We start from the raw sequence: 14168 nt of genomic DNA on the forward strand, positions 1-14168 counted from the left end.
ATACGGCTTGCGACGCTTTAGCGATATTTTTATTCCGCCTCGCAAGTTGTCTGTTAACTCGGCGGTTACTGCTGCCGTGGTATTTTACGCTTCTTCAAAATTTTTTGCGCAGGCACACTTCTTTTTTTCGAGTTCATGCTGTTACGAATTTTCCGTTTCTTTTCAATACTCCCCTTGCCGGTCCTGCACATGCTGGGCAGTTTCCTGGGATGGGCCGTGTATCTTCTGTCACCATCGTACCGCCGCCGGATGCGCGAGAACATGGTGCGTGCCGGCTATGGCGGGCAGTTGCGCGCGGCCATCGCCGAGGGCGGCAAGGCAGTGGCCGAATTGCCATTCGTCTGGCTGGCATCCGACGAGCGGATCGCACGCCGCGTCTTCCTGAAAAACTATGAACTCGTGGAAGAAAGCCTGCGCGCCGGCCGTGGCATTGTGTTCCTGACGCCACACCTGGGCTGCTTCGAGATCACCGCGCAGCGCGTGTCGCATGACAGTCCGATCATGGTGATGTACCGCCCGCCGAAGCAGGCGGCGATGAAACCGCTGGTGGAGGTGGCGCGTGCCCGCGGCCAGATGCTGCTGGCGCCGGCCAACCTGTCCGGCGTGCGCATGCTGGCGAAATTCCTGAAGTCCGGCAAGCCAGTCGGCATCCTGCCCGACCAGGTGCCGCAGGAAGGCGAAGGCGTGTGGGCCGAATTCTTCGGCCGGCCGGCGTACACGATGACGCTGCCGGCCAAGATGGCCAAGTTAGGGGGCGATGCGCCGGTGGTGCTGACCTATGCCGAGCGGCTGCCGCGCGGCCGCGGTTTCCTGATCCACTTCGTGCCCTTCCCCGGCTCGCTGGAAGGCGACAACGCGCAACAGGCGCGGGCGATCAATGCGGCAATGGAACAGCTGATCGCTGGCTGCCCGGCCCAGTATTACTGGAGCTACAACCGCTACAAGGTACCGCCCGGCGTGGCGGCGCCGAACACCGCGGAGGCCGCATGAAGATCCTGCTTGGTTTCATGTGGCTGCTGCACTGGCTGCCGCTGCCGGTGCTGGGCCGCTTCGGCACGGCGGTGGGCAGCCTGCTGTTCATCGTCATGGGCCCGCGCCGCGAGATCGCGCTGGTCAACCTGCGCCTGGCGATGCCGGAATTATCGGAAGACCAGCGCCGCGACCTGGCGCGCCGCCATTTCCAGGCCTATTCGCGCAGCGTGTTCGAACGGGCGGTGCTGTGGTGGGCATCCGAACGGCGATTGCGCCGGCTGATCCGCATCGAGACAAGCGAGGGCATGCCGCCGGGCCAGATCCCGGTGGCCGCGATGACGGAAAAGCCGACGATCCTGCTGTGTCCGCACTTCGTGTGCCTGGACGTCGGCGGTGCCGCGATCGCGATGGAAGCTTCCGCGTCGTCGATGTACGTGACGCAGAAGAACGCCACGTTCGACGCGGTATTGCGTGCCGGACGCGCCCGCTTCAAGCCGGTCAAGCTGTTCACGCGGCAGGACGGTATCAAGCCGATCCTGCGCGCGCTGCGCGACCGGTTGCCCTATTTCATGCTGCCGGACATGGATTTCGGCGAGAAGGATGCCGAGTTCGTACCGTTCTTCGGCGTGCCGGCGGCCACGCTGACGGCCACTGCCCGCATCGCTGCCACCACGGGCGCGCAGGTAATGCCGGTGATCGCGACTTTCCTGCCAAATTATCAAGGCTGGCGCGTCAAGTTCTATCCGGTGTGGGACAATTATCCTGGTACCGACATGGTTGCCGCCACGCGCCGCATGAATGCGTTCATCGAGGAGCGCGTGCGCGAAGCGCCGGCGGAATATTTCTGGACCCACAAGCGCTACAAGACCCGCCCGAACGGCGAACCGTCCTTCTACTCGAACAAGCGATGAAACTCAAATTCACCAAGATGCATGGCGCCGGCAACGACTTCGTCGTGATCGATGCCATCAACCAGCAGATCGACTTCACCACCGCACAGTGGAAAGCGCTGGCGGACCGCCGCTTCGGCGTCGGTGCCGACCAGTTGCTCGTCGTGGAGAAATCGACGAACCCCAGCTGCGATTTCCGCTACCGCATCTTCAACAACGACGGCGGCGAAGTGGAACAGTGCGGCAACGGCGCACGTGCCTTTGCAAAATTCGTGGCTGAAAAAGGCTTGACCGAGCGCCGCAGCATCGCTGTCGAAACGATGTCCGGCATCATTGCTCCGCGCCTGGAAGAAGACGGCAGCGTGACGGTGGACATGGGCGCGCCGGTATTCGATGCGGCACTCGTGCCCTTCGATACGGAAGGGCTGGAAGGCCGTCCTGAAGGCGGCGATACGCTGTGGCCGCTGGTGCTGGAACTGGCCGGTGAAAAGGAAACCGTGCTGGTCTCGGTGCTGTCGATGGGAAACCCGCATGCGGTGCAGGTGGTGCCGGAGGTGGATACGGCGCCCGTCGAGCTGACCGGCCCGCTGATCGAGCATCACGCCCACTTTCCGAAGCGCGTCAACGCCGGGTTCATGCAACTGGTGAGCCGCAAGCACATCCGGCTGCGCGTGTTCGAACGTGGCGCCGGCGAAACACTGGCTTGCGGCACAGGTGCCTGCGCGGCAGTCGTGGCCGGCATTCGCCGCGGCTTGCTCGATTCGCCGGTGCGCGTGGATGCGCGCGGCGGCGAGCTGTCGATCGCCTGGGCCGGCGAAGGCGAGCCGGTGTACCTGACCGGCCCCGCCGTGACGGTGTTCGAAGGCGAAATCACCATCTGACCGATCCCGCTGGCACCCATGGGTATCAGCGGCACTAGGCGGCCAGCCGCGCGCGGCCGCCTTCCTCTCCTGCTTCAACCAGTTGCAGCCATGTCTTGAAGCGGTACAAGCGCTGCCGGTAATTTCCTTCCAGGCTGTCGTCGAACCGCTCGAATTGCCGCGCAATGCGGTCCAGTGCCTGGCGCTGGCGCGCGGTTTGCACCAGCACCAGCCGGCGGCGCCCACGGCCATAACTGGACCGGATATCGACGACCAGGCAGTGCCCCTGGTCGGCTGCCTTCACGTCGAGCAATAGCGCTTCGGCGCGCGTCAGCCCGAACAGCGCGGCAAGTTCGATCCGCGCCGCCAGCAGCGGCTGGCTGCTGGCCAGCTCACGCGTCAACAACGGCAGGAGCGGCACCGCCCATCCGGTTCTATCCGGCGCCGGGGCGATCCGCGCCAGCACTTCGGCAGCCTGAACGCAGTGCTGCGCCGCCGCTTTCTGCAGCCAGTATGCGGCCTTCACATCGTTGCGGTCGCTGCTGCGCCGCATGCGCCATGCCTGCAAGCCGCATTCCAGCTGCGCAGCGCCATGCCCCAGTGCCGCCGCCCGCTCCAGGCAGGCTTGCGCCTCGCCCACGCAGCGCTGCGAGAATTCCGGTTTCACATAGATGCGCGACAGTGCGAACCAGGCTTCGGCCAGACCCTGCTCGCCGGCCCGCGTGAGCCAGCGTACCGCCCGCTTGAAGCTGGCGGGGCAGCCATGCGGCAACCGCATGCCATCCGCATCGATGCGCGCCAGTTGCAAACCCAGCGCCAGTTGCGCGTGGCGGTCGCCCGCGGTGGCAGCCAGCTCACGCATGCGCTGCGCTTCGCCGCCGGAGTCGCCGTCATGGGCCAATGCTTCCGCGCAGCGTGCCAGCAGGCGCGCATCCGCGGCGGACCCTGCCCATGCTGCGCAATCGGCCGGCGCCTGCGCAAGCAGCGCGCGCGCCAGCGGTAGTGCTTCGGCAAGGGGAAGGGTTGCTTCGCCGGGCGCTTCCACGGCATCGCGGGCCGGCACGACCACGGGCAGCGCCTCCGGCTCGGTGACGGCAAGGCGCAACTTCGCCAGCAATTCGCCGGCCTCGACGGAGCCGGCGCACGCCGCCCCATCCAGCGCACGGCGCGCGCACTGGCACAAAGCGGTCTGGGTGACGACCGGCTCCTGCAGCACGAGCTGGCCCAGCGTCAGCGCGGCCTGGACGATGCCGGCTTCGCTGGCACGGGCATACCAGTCCAGCAACTCGGTGCGGTGGTGGCTGGCATATTGCCAGGGAATGTGGCGGCCGATCAGCAGCCATGCCTCGTCGATTCCGGCGGCTGCCGCGCGCGACAGCCAGTGCAGCGCGGTTGGCGGGCTGCACGGCAGGCCGGCACCGCCGGCAAGGTACAGCTTTCCCAATTTCAGTTGGCATCCAGGGTCTCCCGACCGCGCACCCCGGATCACTGCCAGCTCTTCACGATTGGCCATGTCGGTCTCCAGAAAGCTGCTTTGTGCCGGCGGCCGGCAAAACCGGTATCCGCCTGCTGCGCTTTTTTTCGTTGTAGAAATAGCGGCGCAACTGAACAGTTTAGACCTTGAACTGTTGCACGCCTTATACAAGGTAGACCTCGCTTGATTTACCGCAAACGAGGTCTACCGATGATCCAGCTACGCTTCTCGTGAATACCTTACCAATGAAAGGATTGAATGACGTGGGTTAACAAATGACACCGTAAAACTACCGTTTTATAAATACAACAAGAATCAAGTTTTTTTACTCTTTCAACCAAGACTCGTGCCGCCAATCGACCAATCGGCCGAACTGGACGGCAACACGATTTACTGTGCACCTGTGCAGTTTCACAAGCATTCACCGCTGGCTTCTTGAACCCATCAATTCAGAACAGAGGGAACGACAAATGAAGAAATCCTTGGTTGCCCTGGCCCTCACGGCCGCTTTCGGCGGCGCCGCCGCCCAGTCTTCCGTGACCATCTACGGGACGATCGACGCGGGCATTCAGCGCACCACGCACACCGCCAACGATGCCACGCTGGTGACCCGGCGCGATAACAACAAGCTCGGCTTCCGCGGTGTCGAAGACCTCGGCAATGGCCTGAAAGCTTTGTTCCAGCTGGAAATCCGCTACGATCCCGATACGGGCGCCCTCGAAAACAACGTGCGCCCATTGTTCCAGGGCCAGAGCCGCGTGGGCCTGCAGGGTGCGTTCGGTACCGTGCGCATCGGCCGCGGCCTGACCGCCTACCAGGAATCGTCGGTAGCCTTCGAACCGTGGTCCGGCCTGCCGAACGTGGCCGGCTACCAGACCGACATGCACGTGGCCGGTTACACCAGCGACCCGCTGAGCGTTGCGGGCAACTCGCTGAACCGTTTCTCGAATGCCGTGTTCTACAACACGCCGGTGTGGAGCGGCTTCCAGGTCAACGTGTCGGTGGCCACGAAAGAAGCCAACAATGGCCCGGCCGTGATCGGCAAGGGTACTGCCGCGGCGCCGCAGTACGCGGCCAACTCGACGGCATCGGCCAACCCCTACTCGGTCAGTGCCACGTACACCAATGGCCCGTTCGCGGCAATGCTGGGCGCTGAACGCAACGCCATCGAAACGGAGCTCTGGTCGGTGGCGGCATCGTACAAGCCGATCCCCGACCTGAAGCTGATGGCGTCCTACCAGCGCCAGGATCAGAGCCACACGCAGTGGATCAACGACGATATCCGCGCCTGGGTGGTGGGCGCCAACTACACGGTCGGCGTGAACAAGTTCATCGTCGGCTATGGCCAGAAGAATCCGGACGGCGTGATCAAGACCAAGCAGGCGTCCGTCGGGTACGAGTACAGCATCTCGCCGCGTACGTACCTGTATGTCGACCTGTCGGTGAAAAAGGCCCCGTTCGTCGCCACCGCCACCAACGACGACACCCGCAAGCATTACGCGCTGGGCGTGCATCACAACTTCTGATCGGTTATCACTGTGCGAGGGAGAAGCGCTCCGGGCGCAGTTTGCCGGAGCGTTCTTTTTTTGGCGGCCAGTCAGGTAGAATGTTGCTTGCTTTTTTTAAAGTGACAACAATGACCGCACTCCTGGATTCCTCGGCTGTCGCGCAATACCTGGCAGACCATCCTCATTTCTTTGAAGAACATGCGAGCCTTCTGGGCGATGTACGTCTGTCCAGCCCCCTGACCGGCCGCGCCGTGTCGCTGCAGGAACGCCAGATGGAAGTGATGCGCGAGCGCTACAAGACACTGGAACTGCGGCTGTCCGAACTGAACCGCAACGCGCAGGAAAACCAGGCCATCGCCAACCGTTTCCACGGCTGGAACCAGTCCCTGCTGCGCGAGCGCGACGTCGCCGCCATGCCGCGTGCCGTCACCGAAGGCCTGAAGGCGCAATTCAATGTGCCGGCAGCCACGCTGCGCCTGTTCGGTGTGGCGCCGGAATATGCGGACGAATGGTTCGCCGCCGGCGTGTCCGACGATGCCCGCCTGTTCGCCAACGGCCTGCGCACGCCCTATTGCGGCAGCAACAACGATTTCGAAGCGGTGCGCTGGCTCGACGACGCCGGCTCGATCACATCCGCCGTCATCGTGGCATTGCGCCAGCCCGGCGCCACTGGCGCGGCCTTCGGCCTGCTGATCATGGGCTCGCCCGATCCGGAACGTTTCACGTCGCTGATGGCCACCGATTTCCTGGTGCACATCGGCGAAACGGCCAGCGTCGCGCTGGCACCGCTGCTGGCCTGAGCATGAGCGATCCGCGCGGCAATGCCGGCTGGAGCGCGGAATGGCTGAGGCACCTTGCCACGCAGCGCAAGCTGTCGGCGCGTACCGTCGATGCGTATGGCCGCGACCTGGCCGAACTGGCCGCCTTGGCCGACCTGGCCGGCGGGCAGGACTGGACCGCCATCACCCACGCCGACATCCGCCGCTATACCGCGAAACTGCACGCCGGCGGCCAGCAACCGCGCTCGATCGCGCGCAAGCTGTCCGGCTGGCGCAGCTTTTTCGGCTGGCTGGCCGAACACACCAGCCTGGCAGCAAACCCGGTCGACGGGGTACGCGCGCCGAAGCGGCCGAAATTGCTGCCAAAAGCACTGTCGGTCGATCATGCCGTGCAATTGGTGGCGGCGCCGGCACGCCCGGCCGCCACGCCGACCCCGGCCGAATCGTGCAACAGCGCAATGTTCGAACTGCTCTATTCCAGTGGCCTGCGGGTATCGGAACTGTGCGGGCTCGATGTGCACTTCCACAAGGCTGACGGCACCACCACCGCATCGGCGGGCTGGCTCGAGCGGGACAATGCCGAAGTCGTCGTCACCGGCAAGGGCAACAAGATGCGCCGCGTACCGGTCGGCAAGGCCGCGCTGGCCGCGATCGACGCCTGGCTGCAGGTGCGCCCTGCCCCGGCCGATGGCAGCGCCGCGCTGTTCGTCAGCGAGCGAGGCAGCAGGATGTCGCCCCGTGTCGTGCAGATGCGGCTGAAGCGGCACGCGATCGCCAGCGGCGCACCGGTACACGTACATCCGCACATGCTGCGGCATTCGTTTGCATCGCATGTGCTGCAGTCGTCCGGCGACTTGCGGGCCGTACAGGAAATGCTGGGGCATGCCAGCATCACCTCCACCCAGGTCTATACGGCACTCGATTTCCAGCACCTGGCCGAGGTGTACGACAAGACCCATCCGCGCGCAAAAACCGGTAAAGGCAGCGGCTGAACGAGGTCAATTGTGCGATTGGACAGCATAATTGGAATTCCGGCATAATCGACCGATTCTGATTTTGGCAACCCTTTCTTTCAACTGACATGGCATTGATTCCGACCACCATCCTGACCGGCTTTCTCGGCGCCGGAAAAACCACGCTGTTGAACCGTATCCTGCGCGAGCAGCATGGCATGCGCATCGCCGTGATCGAGAACGAATTCGGCCAGGAAAACATCGACAATGAAATCCTGGTGCAGGAAAGCCGCGAACAGATCGTCGAGATGAACAATGGCTGCATCTGCTGCACGGTGCGGGGCGACCTGATCATTGGCCTGTCAGACCTGGCGAAGAAACGCGCCGCCGGCGAAATTGCGTTCGACCGCGTCGTCATCGAAACGACGGGCCTGGCCAATCCCGGCCCCGTCGCGCAAACCTTCTTCATCGACGAGGAAGTGGGCAGCCACTACCTGCTCGATGCCATCGTGACCGTGGTCGACGCCCGCCACGCGATGCAACAGCTCGACGCCAACGAGGAAGCACAGCGCCAGGTGGGGTTCGCGGACAAGATCCTGCTGTCCAAGACCGACCTGGCCGACGCCGCCGCGATCGAGGAACTGACGGCGCGCCTGAAGCGCATCAATCCGCGTGCGCCGATCGGCCGCTCGGATTTCGGCAATGCGCCCATTACCGAGGTGCTGGACCTGAAAGGGTTCAACCTGAACGAGAAGCTGGAAATCGACCCCGACTTCCTGGCGGCCGAAGAGCACGTTCACGAACATCATCACGATCACGACCATGAGCATGGCGAGCATTGCGATCACCCGAGCCACCATCACGCGCACCATACGGACGACATTTCCGCCTTTGCATTCAAGAGCGACCGGCCGTTCGATTCAGCCAAACTGGACGAATTCCTGGGCGGGCTCGTGAACGTCTACGGCCCTCGCATGTTGCGCTACAAAGGCGTATTGTGGATGCAGGGCGCCGAGCGCAAGGTCGTATTCCAGGGCGTGCACCAGTTGATGGGCAGCGATCTGGGGGCAAAATGGGGCGAAAACGATGTGCGCGGCAGCAAGATGGTGTTTATCGGCAAAAATCTACCAAAAGACATCTTTATTCGCGGTTTGGAACAATGTCTGGTATAAACTAACCCGGTTTTTGTGGGGCCGCGTCCGGTCCAGGCCATGCGGCCTCCCGGCTGGAATTTGAAAACTCTGTCGTATCGAAGGTAAGCGAAGTCATGACCAAAACAAATAAGACCCCCGCGGAAGCGCCTATCCTCACCGAAGAAGAAATCCTCGCGATGAGCGACAAGGACTATATGAATCCGGCGCAACAGGCGTTCTTCAAGGCCAAGCTGCAGGCCCTGGAAAAAGAACTGCTGAAAAACGCCGGCGAAACCACCGAACACCTGCGTGAAACCGTGCTGGTGCCCGATCCGGCCGACCGCGCCACCATCGAGGAAGAGCATGCGCTGGAATTGCGCACCCGCGACCGCGAGCGCAAGCTGCTGAAGAAAGTACAGCAATCGATCGTGGCGATCGACAACGGCGACTACGGCTGGTGCGAAGAAACCGGCGAACCGATCGGCATTCCGCGCCTGATCGCCCGCCCGACCGCCACGCTGTCGCTGGAAGCGCAGCAGCGCCGCGAACTGAAACAGAAACTGTACGGCGACTGAACCGTCACCCTCCCATGAAAAAGCATGCCGCGGCATGCTTTTTTATTTTCTGCGGTGCCGGGCTCATGTTTGCCTCTGGGCTACACTAGCGCGATGGGACTCTTTTCCCGCTTCCGCAAAGACAAGCCGATCGTCGACGAGGACGAGGCCTATGCCCGCCTGGCCGCCAACAGCGAACTGCAGCGCCGCGACGACGCATCAGAGTCGAACCTGCAGTTGAAGCTGCAATTGGACCGCCAGCGCGATATCGCCCGCGCCACCGTACTGAAGATCGATGCAATCGAGGCCGCCATGGCGGCAGACATGTTCGAGGAACCGGCTTTCCGCCGACCGCCACGGCGCGCCGCGCCTGCCGGCAGCTCCGCTCCTTCGCCCGACGGTGCGGTCACGGAATTGCTGGACGACGACGACATCCCGCTCGAAGCCGCCGCTGCCGAAAGCGCCCCCGCGGTCGAGGAAGCGGCCATCCTGTATGCCAACGGCGAAACGGACGAAGCTCGCCGCCTGCTGGCCGATGCCGTCCACGCGCTTCCGGCGGGCGACCGTACCGCCTGGTGGATGCTGTTCGACCTGTACGGCGTGCTGGGCCAGCGGGAAGCGTTCGACAGCCTGTCGATCGACTACGCCAGCACCTTTGAAACGTCGCCGCCCCCATGGAATCCGGTGTTGGCGGACAACGCCGCGCCCTGCAGCGGCGTTACCCCGACCGCGACACTTGCCGGCGTGCTCGATGCCGCCACCAGCGCGCAGATTGCCCACCTGCGCGCCGCGGCCGAAGGGGCTGCCGTGCTGCGGCTGGATTTTTCGCGCGTTACCGCAGTCGAACCGGAGGGCTGCGCACTGCTGTACGACACGCTGCGGGACGTGCAGCGCGGCCGCGACTTGATACTGGGCGGCGCGGAAGAACTCTTGCTGCAGGTACGCGCCATCGTCGACGTGGGCCGGCGCGACGACGGCACGGCGCCGTGGCTGCTGATGCTGGAACTGCTGCGCCTGCTGAACCGCGAGAAGGAATTCGACGAAGCCAGCATGGATTACTGCGTGACCTTTGAAGTATCGCCACCGCCGTTCACGCCGCCGGGCAAGGTGGCAAGCACGCCGCGGCAGGCCGCCGCGCCGGCCACGAACCGCTACCTGCTGCCGCGCACGATCGAGGGCAACGCCATGGAAATCTGGACCGCCATTCGTGACCACGCCGACCGTTCTCCTTCGCTCGTGTTCGACTGTTCGCGGCTGGCACGGATCGACTACGCCGCGGCCGGGCACCTGCTGGCGCTGCTGCAGCAATTGACGGAGACGGAACGGCGCATCGAGTTTCGCGAGCTGAACCACATGGTCGCCGCGCTGGCGCGGCTGCTGGGATACGGCGCCGTTGCAAGGCTGATGCCGCACCACTACTGACCGGTTTTTTATCCGCCTTGCAATTTTTTGATCCAACCCCATTTTCGCGGCTGGCGTCATCACTTGAGGCAATTATGGAACAATTTCACGGCACCACCATCCTCTCCGTCCGGCGCGGCAACCAGGTCGCCCTGGGCGGCGACGGCCAGGTAACGCTGGGCAATATCGTCATGAAGGGCTCGGCCCGCAAGGTCCGCAAGCTGTATCAGGGCAAGGTCCTGTGCGGCTTTGCCGGCGGCACCGCCGATGCCTTCACGCTGCTCGACCGCTTCGAAGCAAAACTGGAGAAACACCAGGGCAACCTGCTGCGCGCCTCGGTCGAGATGGCGAAGGACTGGCGCACCGACCGCGTGCTGCGCCGGCTGGAAGCCATGCTGCTCGTTGCCGATGCGCAATCGACGCTGATCATCACCGGCAACGGCGACGTGCTGGAGCCGGAAGACGGTATCGGCGCGATCGGCTCGGGCGGCGTGTACGCGCAATCAGCGGCCAAGGCACTGTTCGAGAACACGGAACTGTCGCCGGCCGAGATCGTGAAAAAATCGCTGACGATCGCGGGCGAACTGTGCATTTACACGAACTTGTCGCACATCATCGAAACGCTGGAATAACCATTACGGATAACAGCAGGAATACATATGAACATGACCCCGCAGGAAATCGTCGGCGAACTGGACAAGCATGTCGTCGGCCAGGGCAAGGCAAAGAAGGCCGTGGCGATCGCGCTGCGCAACCGCTGGCGCCGGCAGCAGGTCGAAGAGCCGCTGCGCCATGAGATCACGCCGAAGAACATCCTGATGATCGGCCCTACCGGTGTCGGCAAGACCGAGATCGCGCGCCGGCTGGCCAAGCTGGCCGATGCGCCATTCATCAAGGTGGAAGCCACCAAGTTCACCGAGGTGGGCTATGTCGGTCGCGATGTGGAAACCATCATCCGCGACCTGATCGACATCGGCATCAAGCAGACGCGCCAGGCGGAAATGGCCAAGGTTCGTGCCCGTGCCGAAGATGCGGCGGAAGACCGCGTGCTCGATATCCTGGTGCCGCCGCCGCGTGACTTCGGCTTCCGCGACAACGCCGCGGTGGAAGCGCCGGAAAAGGACTCGACGCGCCACACGTTCCGCAAGCGCCTGCGCCAGGGCGAACTGGACGACAAGGAAATCGAGATCGAACTGGCCGACCAGGCGCCGCAGATGGAAATCATGGCACCGCCCGGCATGGAAGAAATGACCGAGCAGATCAAGTCGATGTTCGCCGGCGTGGGCGGCAACCGCAAGAAGGCGCGCAAGATCAAGATCCGCGAAGCGCTGAAGCTGCTGGTCGACGAGGAGGCCGCCAAGCTCGTCAATGAAGACGAGATGAAGCAGAAGGCGATCCACAACGTGGAGCAGAACGGCATCGTGTTCCTGGACGAGATCGACAAGATCGCATCGCGCTCCGAAACCGGTGGCGCCGACGTGTCGCGCGCCGGTGTGCAGCGCGACCTGCTGCCGCTGGTGGAAGGCACCACGGTGAACACCAAGTACGGCATGATCAAAACCGATCACATCCTGTTCATCGCCTCCGGCGCGTTCCACCTTGCCAAGCCGTCGGACCTGATTCCGGAACTGCAGGGCCGCTTCCCGATCCGCGTGGAACTGGAATCGCTGTCGATCGCCGATTTCGAGCGCATCCTGACCAGTACCGATGCCTGCCTGACGCTGCAGTATGCGGCGCTGCTGGCCACCGAAGGCGTGACACTGGAATTCGCCCCGGATGGCATCACGCGGCTGGCCGAGATTTCGTTCCAGGTCAACGAGCGCACCGAAAACATCGGCGCGCGCCGGCTGTACACGGTGATGGAAAAGCTGCTGGAAGAAATCTCGTACTCGGCCACCGAAGCGGGCGACAAGCACATCGTCATCGATGCAGACTATGTAAACCGGCGGCTGGAAGCGCTGTCCGTCAACGAAGACCTGTCGCGATACGTCCTGTAACCCAAGCACCGTCCATCATGGCAAACAAGGCCCTGGCAACCCGGCAGAAGATGCGCATCCGCATCGAGCCGTCGCAATCGTTCTCCAAGCCGCGCAATCCCTTCGCCGCGCTGGCGAAAGCGCGCGCGGCCGGCCCGCACGAGCGCAGCAAATCGGCCGAACGCCAGGCCGCCAGGCGCGCCATTGCAAAAGCGAAGCTGAAGCCCGATCCGGACGAATAGTTGCTCGAAAATGGGGACGGCCCCCAACAAATGGGGACGGACCCTGTTTTTCAGGAAATTTCCTTAAAAACAGGGTCCGTCCCTATTTTTTATGGTTCTTCGCGGGGAATGGGGGAAGACGGGATTGACGATCTGAGCAGGAAGTGGTGGCGGGGGTCTGAAGTTGGTAGATTGATAGTCGCCAAACAAGTCAATCTTTCAAACCACCGCCATGCTCAATGCTATGTCGTCTCTCCCGTTTTGGGAAGGCCATATTCTCGACTCCGTCCAAGAACAGAAAGACGGTTCCCTGCTGATCGTTCTCGAACCCTGTCCGACAAGTGATGCTTTGTGTGGGTCGTGCCGCCAGCCTTGCGCCTTGGTGCATGAGCGCCGAAGACGCAAGGTGCGCGACCGCGATATTCTGGACAAACGCGTCTGGCTTGATGTGCCAGTGCGGCGACTGGACTGCCATCACTGTAATGCACGGGTTGCCGAGCACATTGTCTGGCTTGACCGGCGTTCACGCATTACGCATCGTGTGCGCCTGTGGGTCGAGGCGCTGGCGCAACTGCTTCCGATAGCACATGTGGCCCGGCTGACCGGCCTACACTGGCATACCGTCAAAGAGATCGATCATCGGCGCTTGAAGCACTTGCATGCTGACTTCTCAGCAGAGGGTGTACGGCGCCTGGTGATGGACGAATTCGCCCTGCACAAGGGACACCGCTATGCCACTGTCGCGCTCGATGCTGAACGGATGCGCGTATTGTGGGTTGGAGAAGGCAATAGCCGGGAAGCGATCCGGCCATTTTTCGAGATGCTGGGACCGGAAGGCTGCCAGCGGATTGAAGCCGTGGCGATGGACATGAACACGGCTATGGATCTCGAAGTGCGCCAGCAATGCCCCAATGCCGAGGTGGTCTACGACCTATTTCATGTCGTGGCCCGTTTTGGCCGCGAAGTCGTTGACCGGGTACGGGTCGATCAAGCCAATGCACTACGTGCAGAGCCAAAAGCCCGTCAGGTCATCAAGCGCAGCCGATGGCTTTTGCTGCGTAATCGCGACAATCTCAAAACCGACCAGGCGATCAAACTTGACGAACTGCTCGCCGCCAACCAGCCCTTGGCAACGGTCTACCTGCTCAAGACCGAACTGAAAGAGATCTGGTATGCGCCATCGGCCTGGGAAGGTGCTCGTCGATGGAAAACCTGGCTCAAGCTCGCCCTGGAAAGCCAGATCGCACCGCTGATCCAGTTCGCTAAACGCTTGGCCAAATACCGGCGCGGTATCTTGGCTTCGGCCATCTATCCGATGAACTCATCCATCCTGGAAGGCGTCAACAATCGCATCAAAGTGATCAAACGCATGGCTTACGGATTCCGGGACGCATCCTACTTCTTCTTGAAAATCAAGAATGCGTTCCCCGGCAAAGTGCGATGAACC

General features: G+C 62.8%; 14 protein-coding genes. 13 read left to right on the plus strand and 1 reads right to left on the minus strand.

The features are described 5' to 3' along the window. The first annotated feature begins 135 nt into the window (after window positions 1–135). Genes ACY34H_RS29280 through dapF form a run of 3 tightly spaced genes read left to right on the plus strand, consistent with a single transcriptional unit; the run spans window position 136 to window position 2743 of the window. Window positions 136–990 carry a lysophospholipid acyltransferase family protein gene (locus ACY34H_RS29280; protein ID WP_464980932.1) on the plus strand — a complete coding sequence of 285 codons (855 nt, stop codon included), beginning with the start codon at window positions 136–138 and terminating at the stop codon, window positions 988–990. After that, a complete protein-coding gene (locus ACY34H_RS29285) occupies window positions 987–1883 on the plus strand; it encodes an LpxL/LpxP family acyltransferase (RefSeq protein ID WP_464980933.1) in 897 nt (298 codons plus the stop codon). The genes ACY34H_RS29280 and ACY34H_RS29285 overlap by 4 nt, the downstream gene beginning before the upstream one ends. Next, window positions 1880–2743, plus strand: a complete 864-nt coding sequence (gene dapF / locus ACY34H_RS29290) for a diaminopimelate epimerase (RefSeq protein ID WP_464980934.1) — start codon at window positions 1880–1882, stop codon at window positions 2741–2743. Before ACY34H_RS29285 ends, dapF begins: the two co-directional genes overlap by 4 nt. A 34-nt stretch (window positions 2744–2777) precedes the next feature. On the opposite strand, the gene ACY34H_RS29295 is transcribed toward dapF, so the two are convergent. Then, a complete protein-coding gene (locus ACY34H_RS29295; RefSeq protein WP_464980935.1) occupies window positions 2778–4166 on the minus strand; it encodes a hypothetical protein in 1389 nt (462 codons plus the stop codon). Between the two features lie 500 nt (window positions 4167–4666). Between ACY34H_RS29295 and ACY34H_RS29300 the strand changes: the two genes are divergently transcribed. From ACY34H_RS29300 to ACY34H_RS29345, 10 genes are all read left to right on the plus strand, one after another. Continuing rightward, the gene (locus tag ACY34H_RS29300) at window positions 4667–5722 is read left to right on the plus strand and encodes a porin (protein ID WP_464980936.1); all 1056 of its coding nucleotides are present in this window, start codon (window positions 4667–4669) and stop codon (window positions 5720–5722) included. A gap of 110 nt (window positions 5723–5832) precedes the next feature. Beyond that, window positions 5833–6504 carry a DUF484 family protein gene (locus ACY34H_RS29305; RefSeq protein ID WP_464980937.1) on the plus strand — a complete coding sequence of 224 codons (672 nt, stop codon included), beginning with the start codon at window positions 5833–5835 and terminating at the stop codon, window positions 6502–6504. A gap of 2 nt (window positions 6505–6506) precedes the next feature. After that, window positions 6507–7475, plus strand: a complete 969-nt coding sequence (gene xerC / locus ACY34H_RS29310) for a tyrosine recombinase XerC (protein ID WP_464980938.1) — start codon at window positions 6507–6509, stop codon at window positions 7473–7475. 89 nt (window positions 7476–7564) lie between these two features. Next, on the plus strand, window positions 7565–8608 hold the full coding sequence (locus ACY34H_RS29315) for a CobW family GTP-binding protein (protein WP_464980939.1): 1044 nt from the start codon (window positions 7565–7567) through the stop codon (window positions 8606–8608). Between the two features lie 95 nt (window positions 8609–8703). Continuing rightward, window positions 8704–9144, plus strand: coding sequence for an RNA polymerase-binding protein DksA (gene dksA, locus ACY34H_RS29320; RefSeq protein ID WP_464980940.1), 441 nt, complete (start codon window positions 8704–8706; stop codon window positions 9142–9144). A 93-nt stretch (window positions 9145–9237) separates the two neighbouring features. Then, a complete protein-coding gene (locus tag ACY34H_RS29325) occupies window positions 9238–10545 on the plus strand; it encodes an STAS domain-containing protein (RefSeq protein WP_464980941.1) in 1308 nt (435 codons plus the stop codon). 74 nt (window positions 10546–10619) lie between these two features. After that, complete coding sequence (gene hslV, locus ACY34H_RS29330) at window positions 10620–11156, plus strand: ATP-dependent protease subunit HslV (protein WP_464980942.1); 537 nt, start codon at window positions 10620–10622, stop codon at window positions 11154–11156. 27 nt (window positions 11157–11183) lie between these two features. Then, window positions 11184–12521, plus strand: a complete 1338-nt coding sequence (gene hslU, locus ACY34H_RS29335; protein WP_464980943.1) for an ATP-dependent protease ATPase subunit HslU — start codon at window positions 11184–11186, stop codon at window positions 12519–12521. Window positions 12522–12538: 17 nt separating this feature from the next. Beyond that, window positions 12539–12742 (plus strand): hypothetical protein, encoded by a 204-nt coding sequence (locus ACY34H_RS29340; RefSeq protein ID WP_464980944.1) that lies wholly within the window; start codon window positions 12539–12541, stop codon window positions 12740–12742. Window positions 12743–12953: 211 nt separating this feature from the next. Then, window positions 12954–14165 carry an ISL3 family transposase gene (locus ACY34H_RS29345; protein WP_464975433.1) on the plus strand — a complete coding sequence of 404 codons (1212 nt, stop codon included), beginning with the start codon at window positions 12954–12956 and terminating at the stop codon, window positions 14163–14165. Window positions 14166–14168 lie beyond the last annotated feature (3 nt).

The organism is Pseudoduganella sp. jia 9, from assembly GCF_055502615.1.

Coding starts and splice junctions, on each gene's coding strand:
- ACY34H_RS29300 (WP_464980936.1), top strand. CDS start 4,667: ATGAAGAAATCCTTGGTTGCCCTGGCCCTCACGGCCGCTTTCGGCGGC.
- ACY34H_RS29340 (WP_464980944.1), top strand. CDS start 12,539: ATGGCAAACAAGGCCCTGGCAACCCGGCAGAAGATGCGCATCCGCATC.
- hslU (WP_464980943.1), top strand. CDS start 11,184: ATGAACATGACCCCGCAGGAAATCGTCGGCGAACTGGACAAGCATGTC.
- ACY34H_RS29325 (WP_464980941.1), top strand. CDS start 9,238: ATGGGACTCTTTTCCCGCTTCCGCAAAGACAAGCCGATCGTCGACGAG.
- xerC (WP_464980938.1), top strand. CDS start 6,507: ATGAGCGATCCGCGCGGCAATGCCGGCTGGAGCGCGGAATGGCTGAGG.
- dapF (WP_464980934.1), top strand. CDS start 1,880: ATGAAACTCAAATTCACCAAGATGCATGGCGCCGGCAACGACTTCGTC.
- dksA (WP_464980940.1), top strand. CDS start 8,704: ATGACCAAAACAAATAAGACCCCCGCGGAAGCGCCTATCCTCACCGAA.
- ACY34H_RS29315 (WP_464980939.1), top strand. CDS start 7,565: ATGGCATTGATTCCGACCACCATCCTGACCGGCTTTCTCGGCGCCGGA.
- ACY34H_RS29345 (WP_464975433.1), top strand. CDS start 12,954: ATGCTCAATGCTATGTCGTCTCTCCCGTTTTGGGAAGGCCATATTCTC.
- hslV (WP_464980942.1), top strand. CDS start 10,620: ATGGAACAATTTCACGGCACCACCATCCTCTCCGTCCGGCGCGGCAAC.
- ACY34H_RS29305 (WP_464980937.1), top strand. CDS start 5,833: ATGACCGCACTCCTGGATTCCTCGGCTGTCGCGCAATACCTGGCAGAC.
- ACY34H_RS29285 (WP_464980933.1), top strand. CDS start 987: ATGAAGATCCTGCTTGGTTTCATGTGGCTGCTGCACTGGCTGCCGCTG.
- ACY34H_RS29280 (WP_464980932.1), top strand. CDS start 136: ATGCTGTTACGAATTTTCCGTTTCTTTTCAATACTCCCCTTGCCGGTC.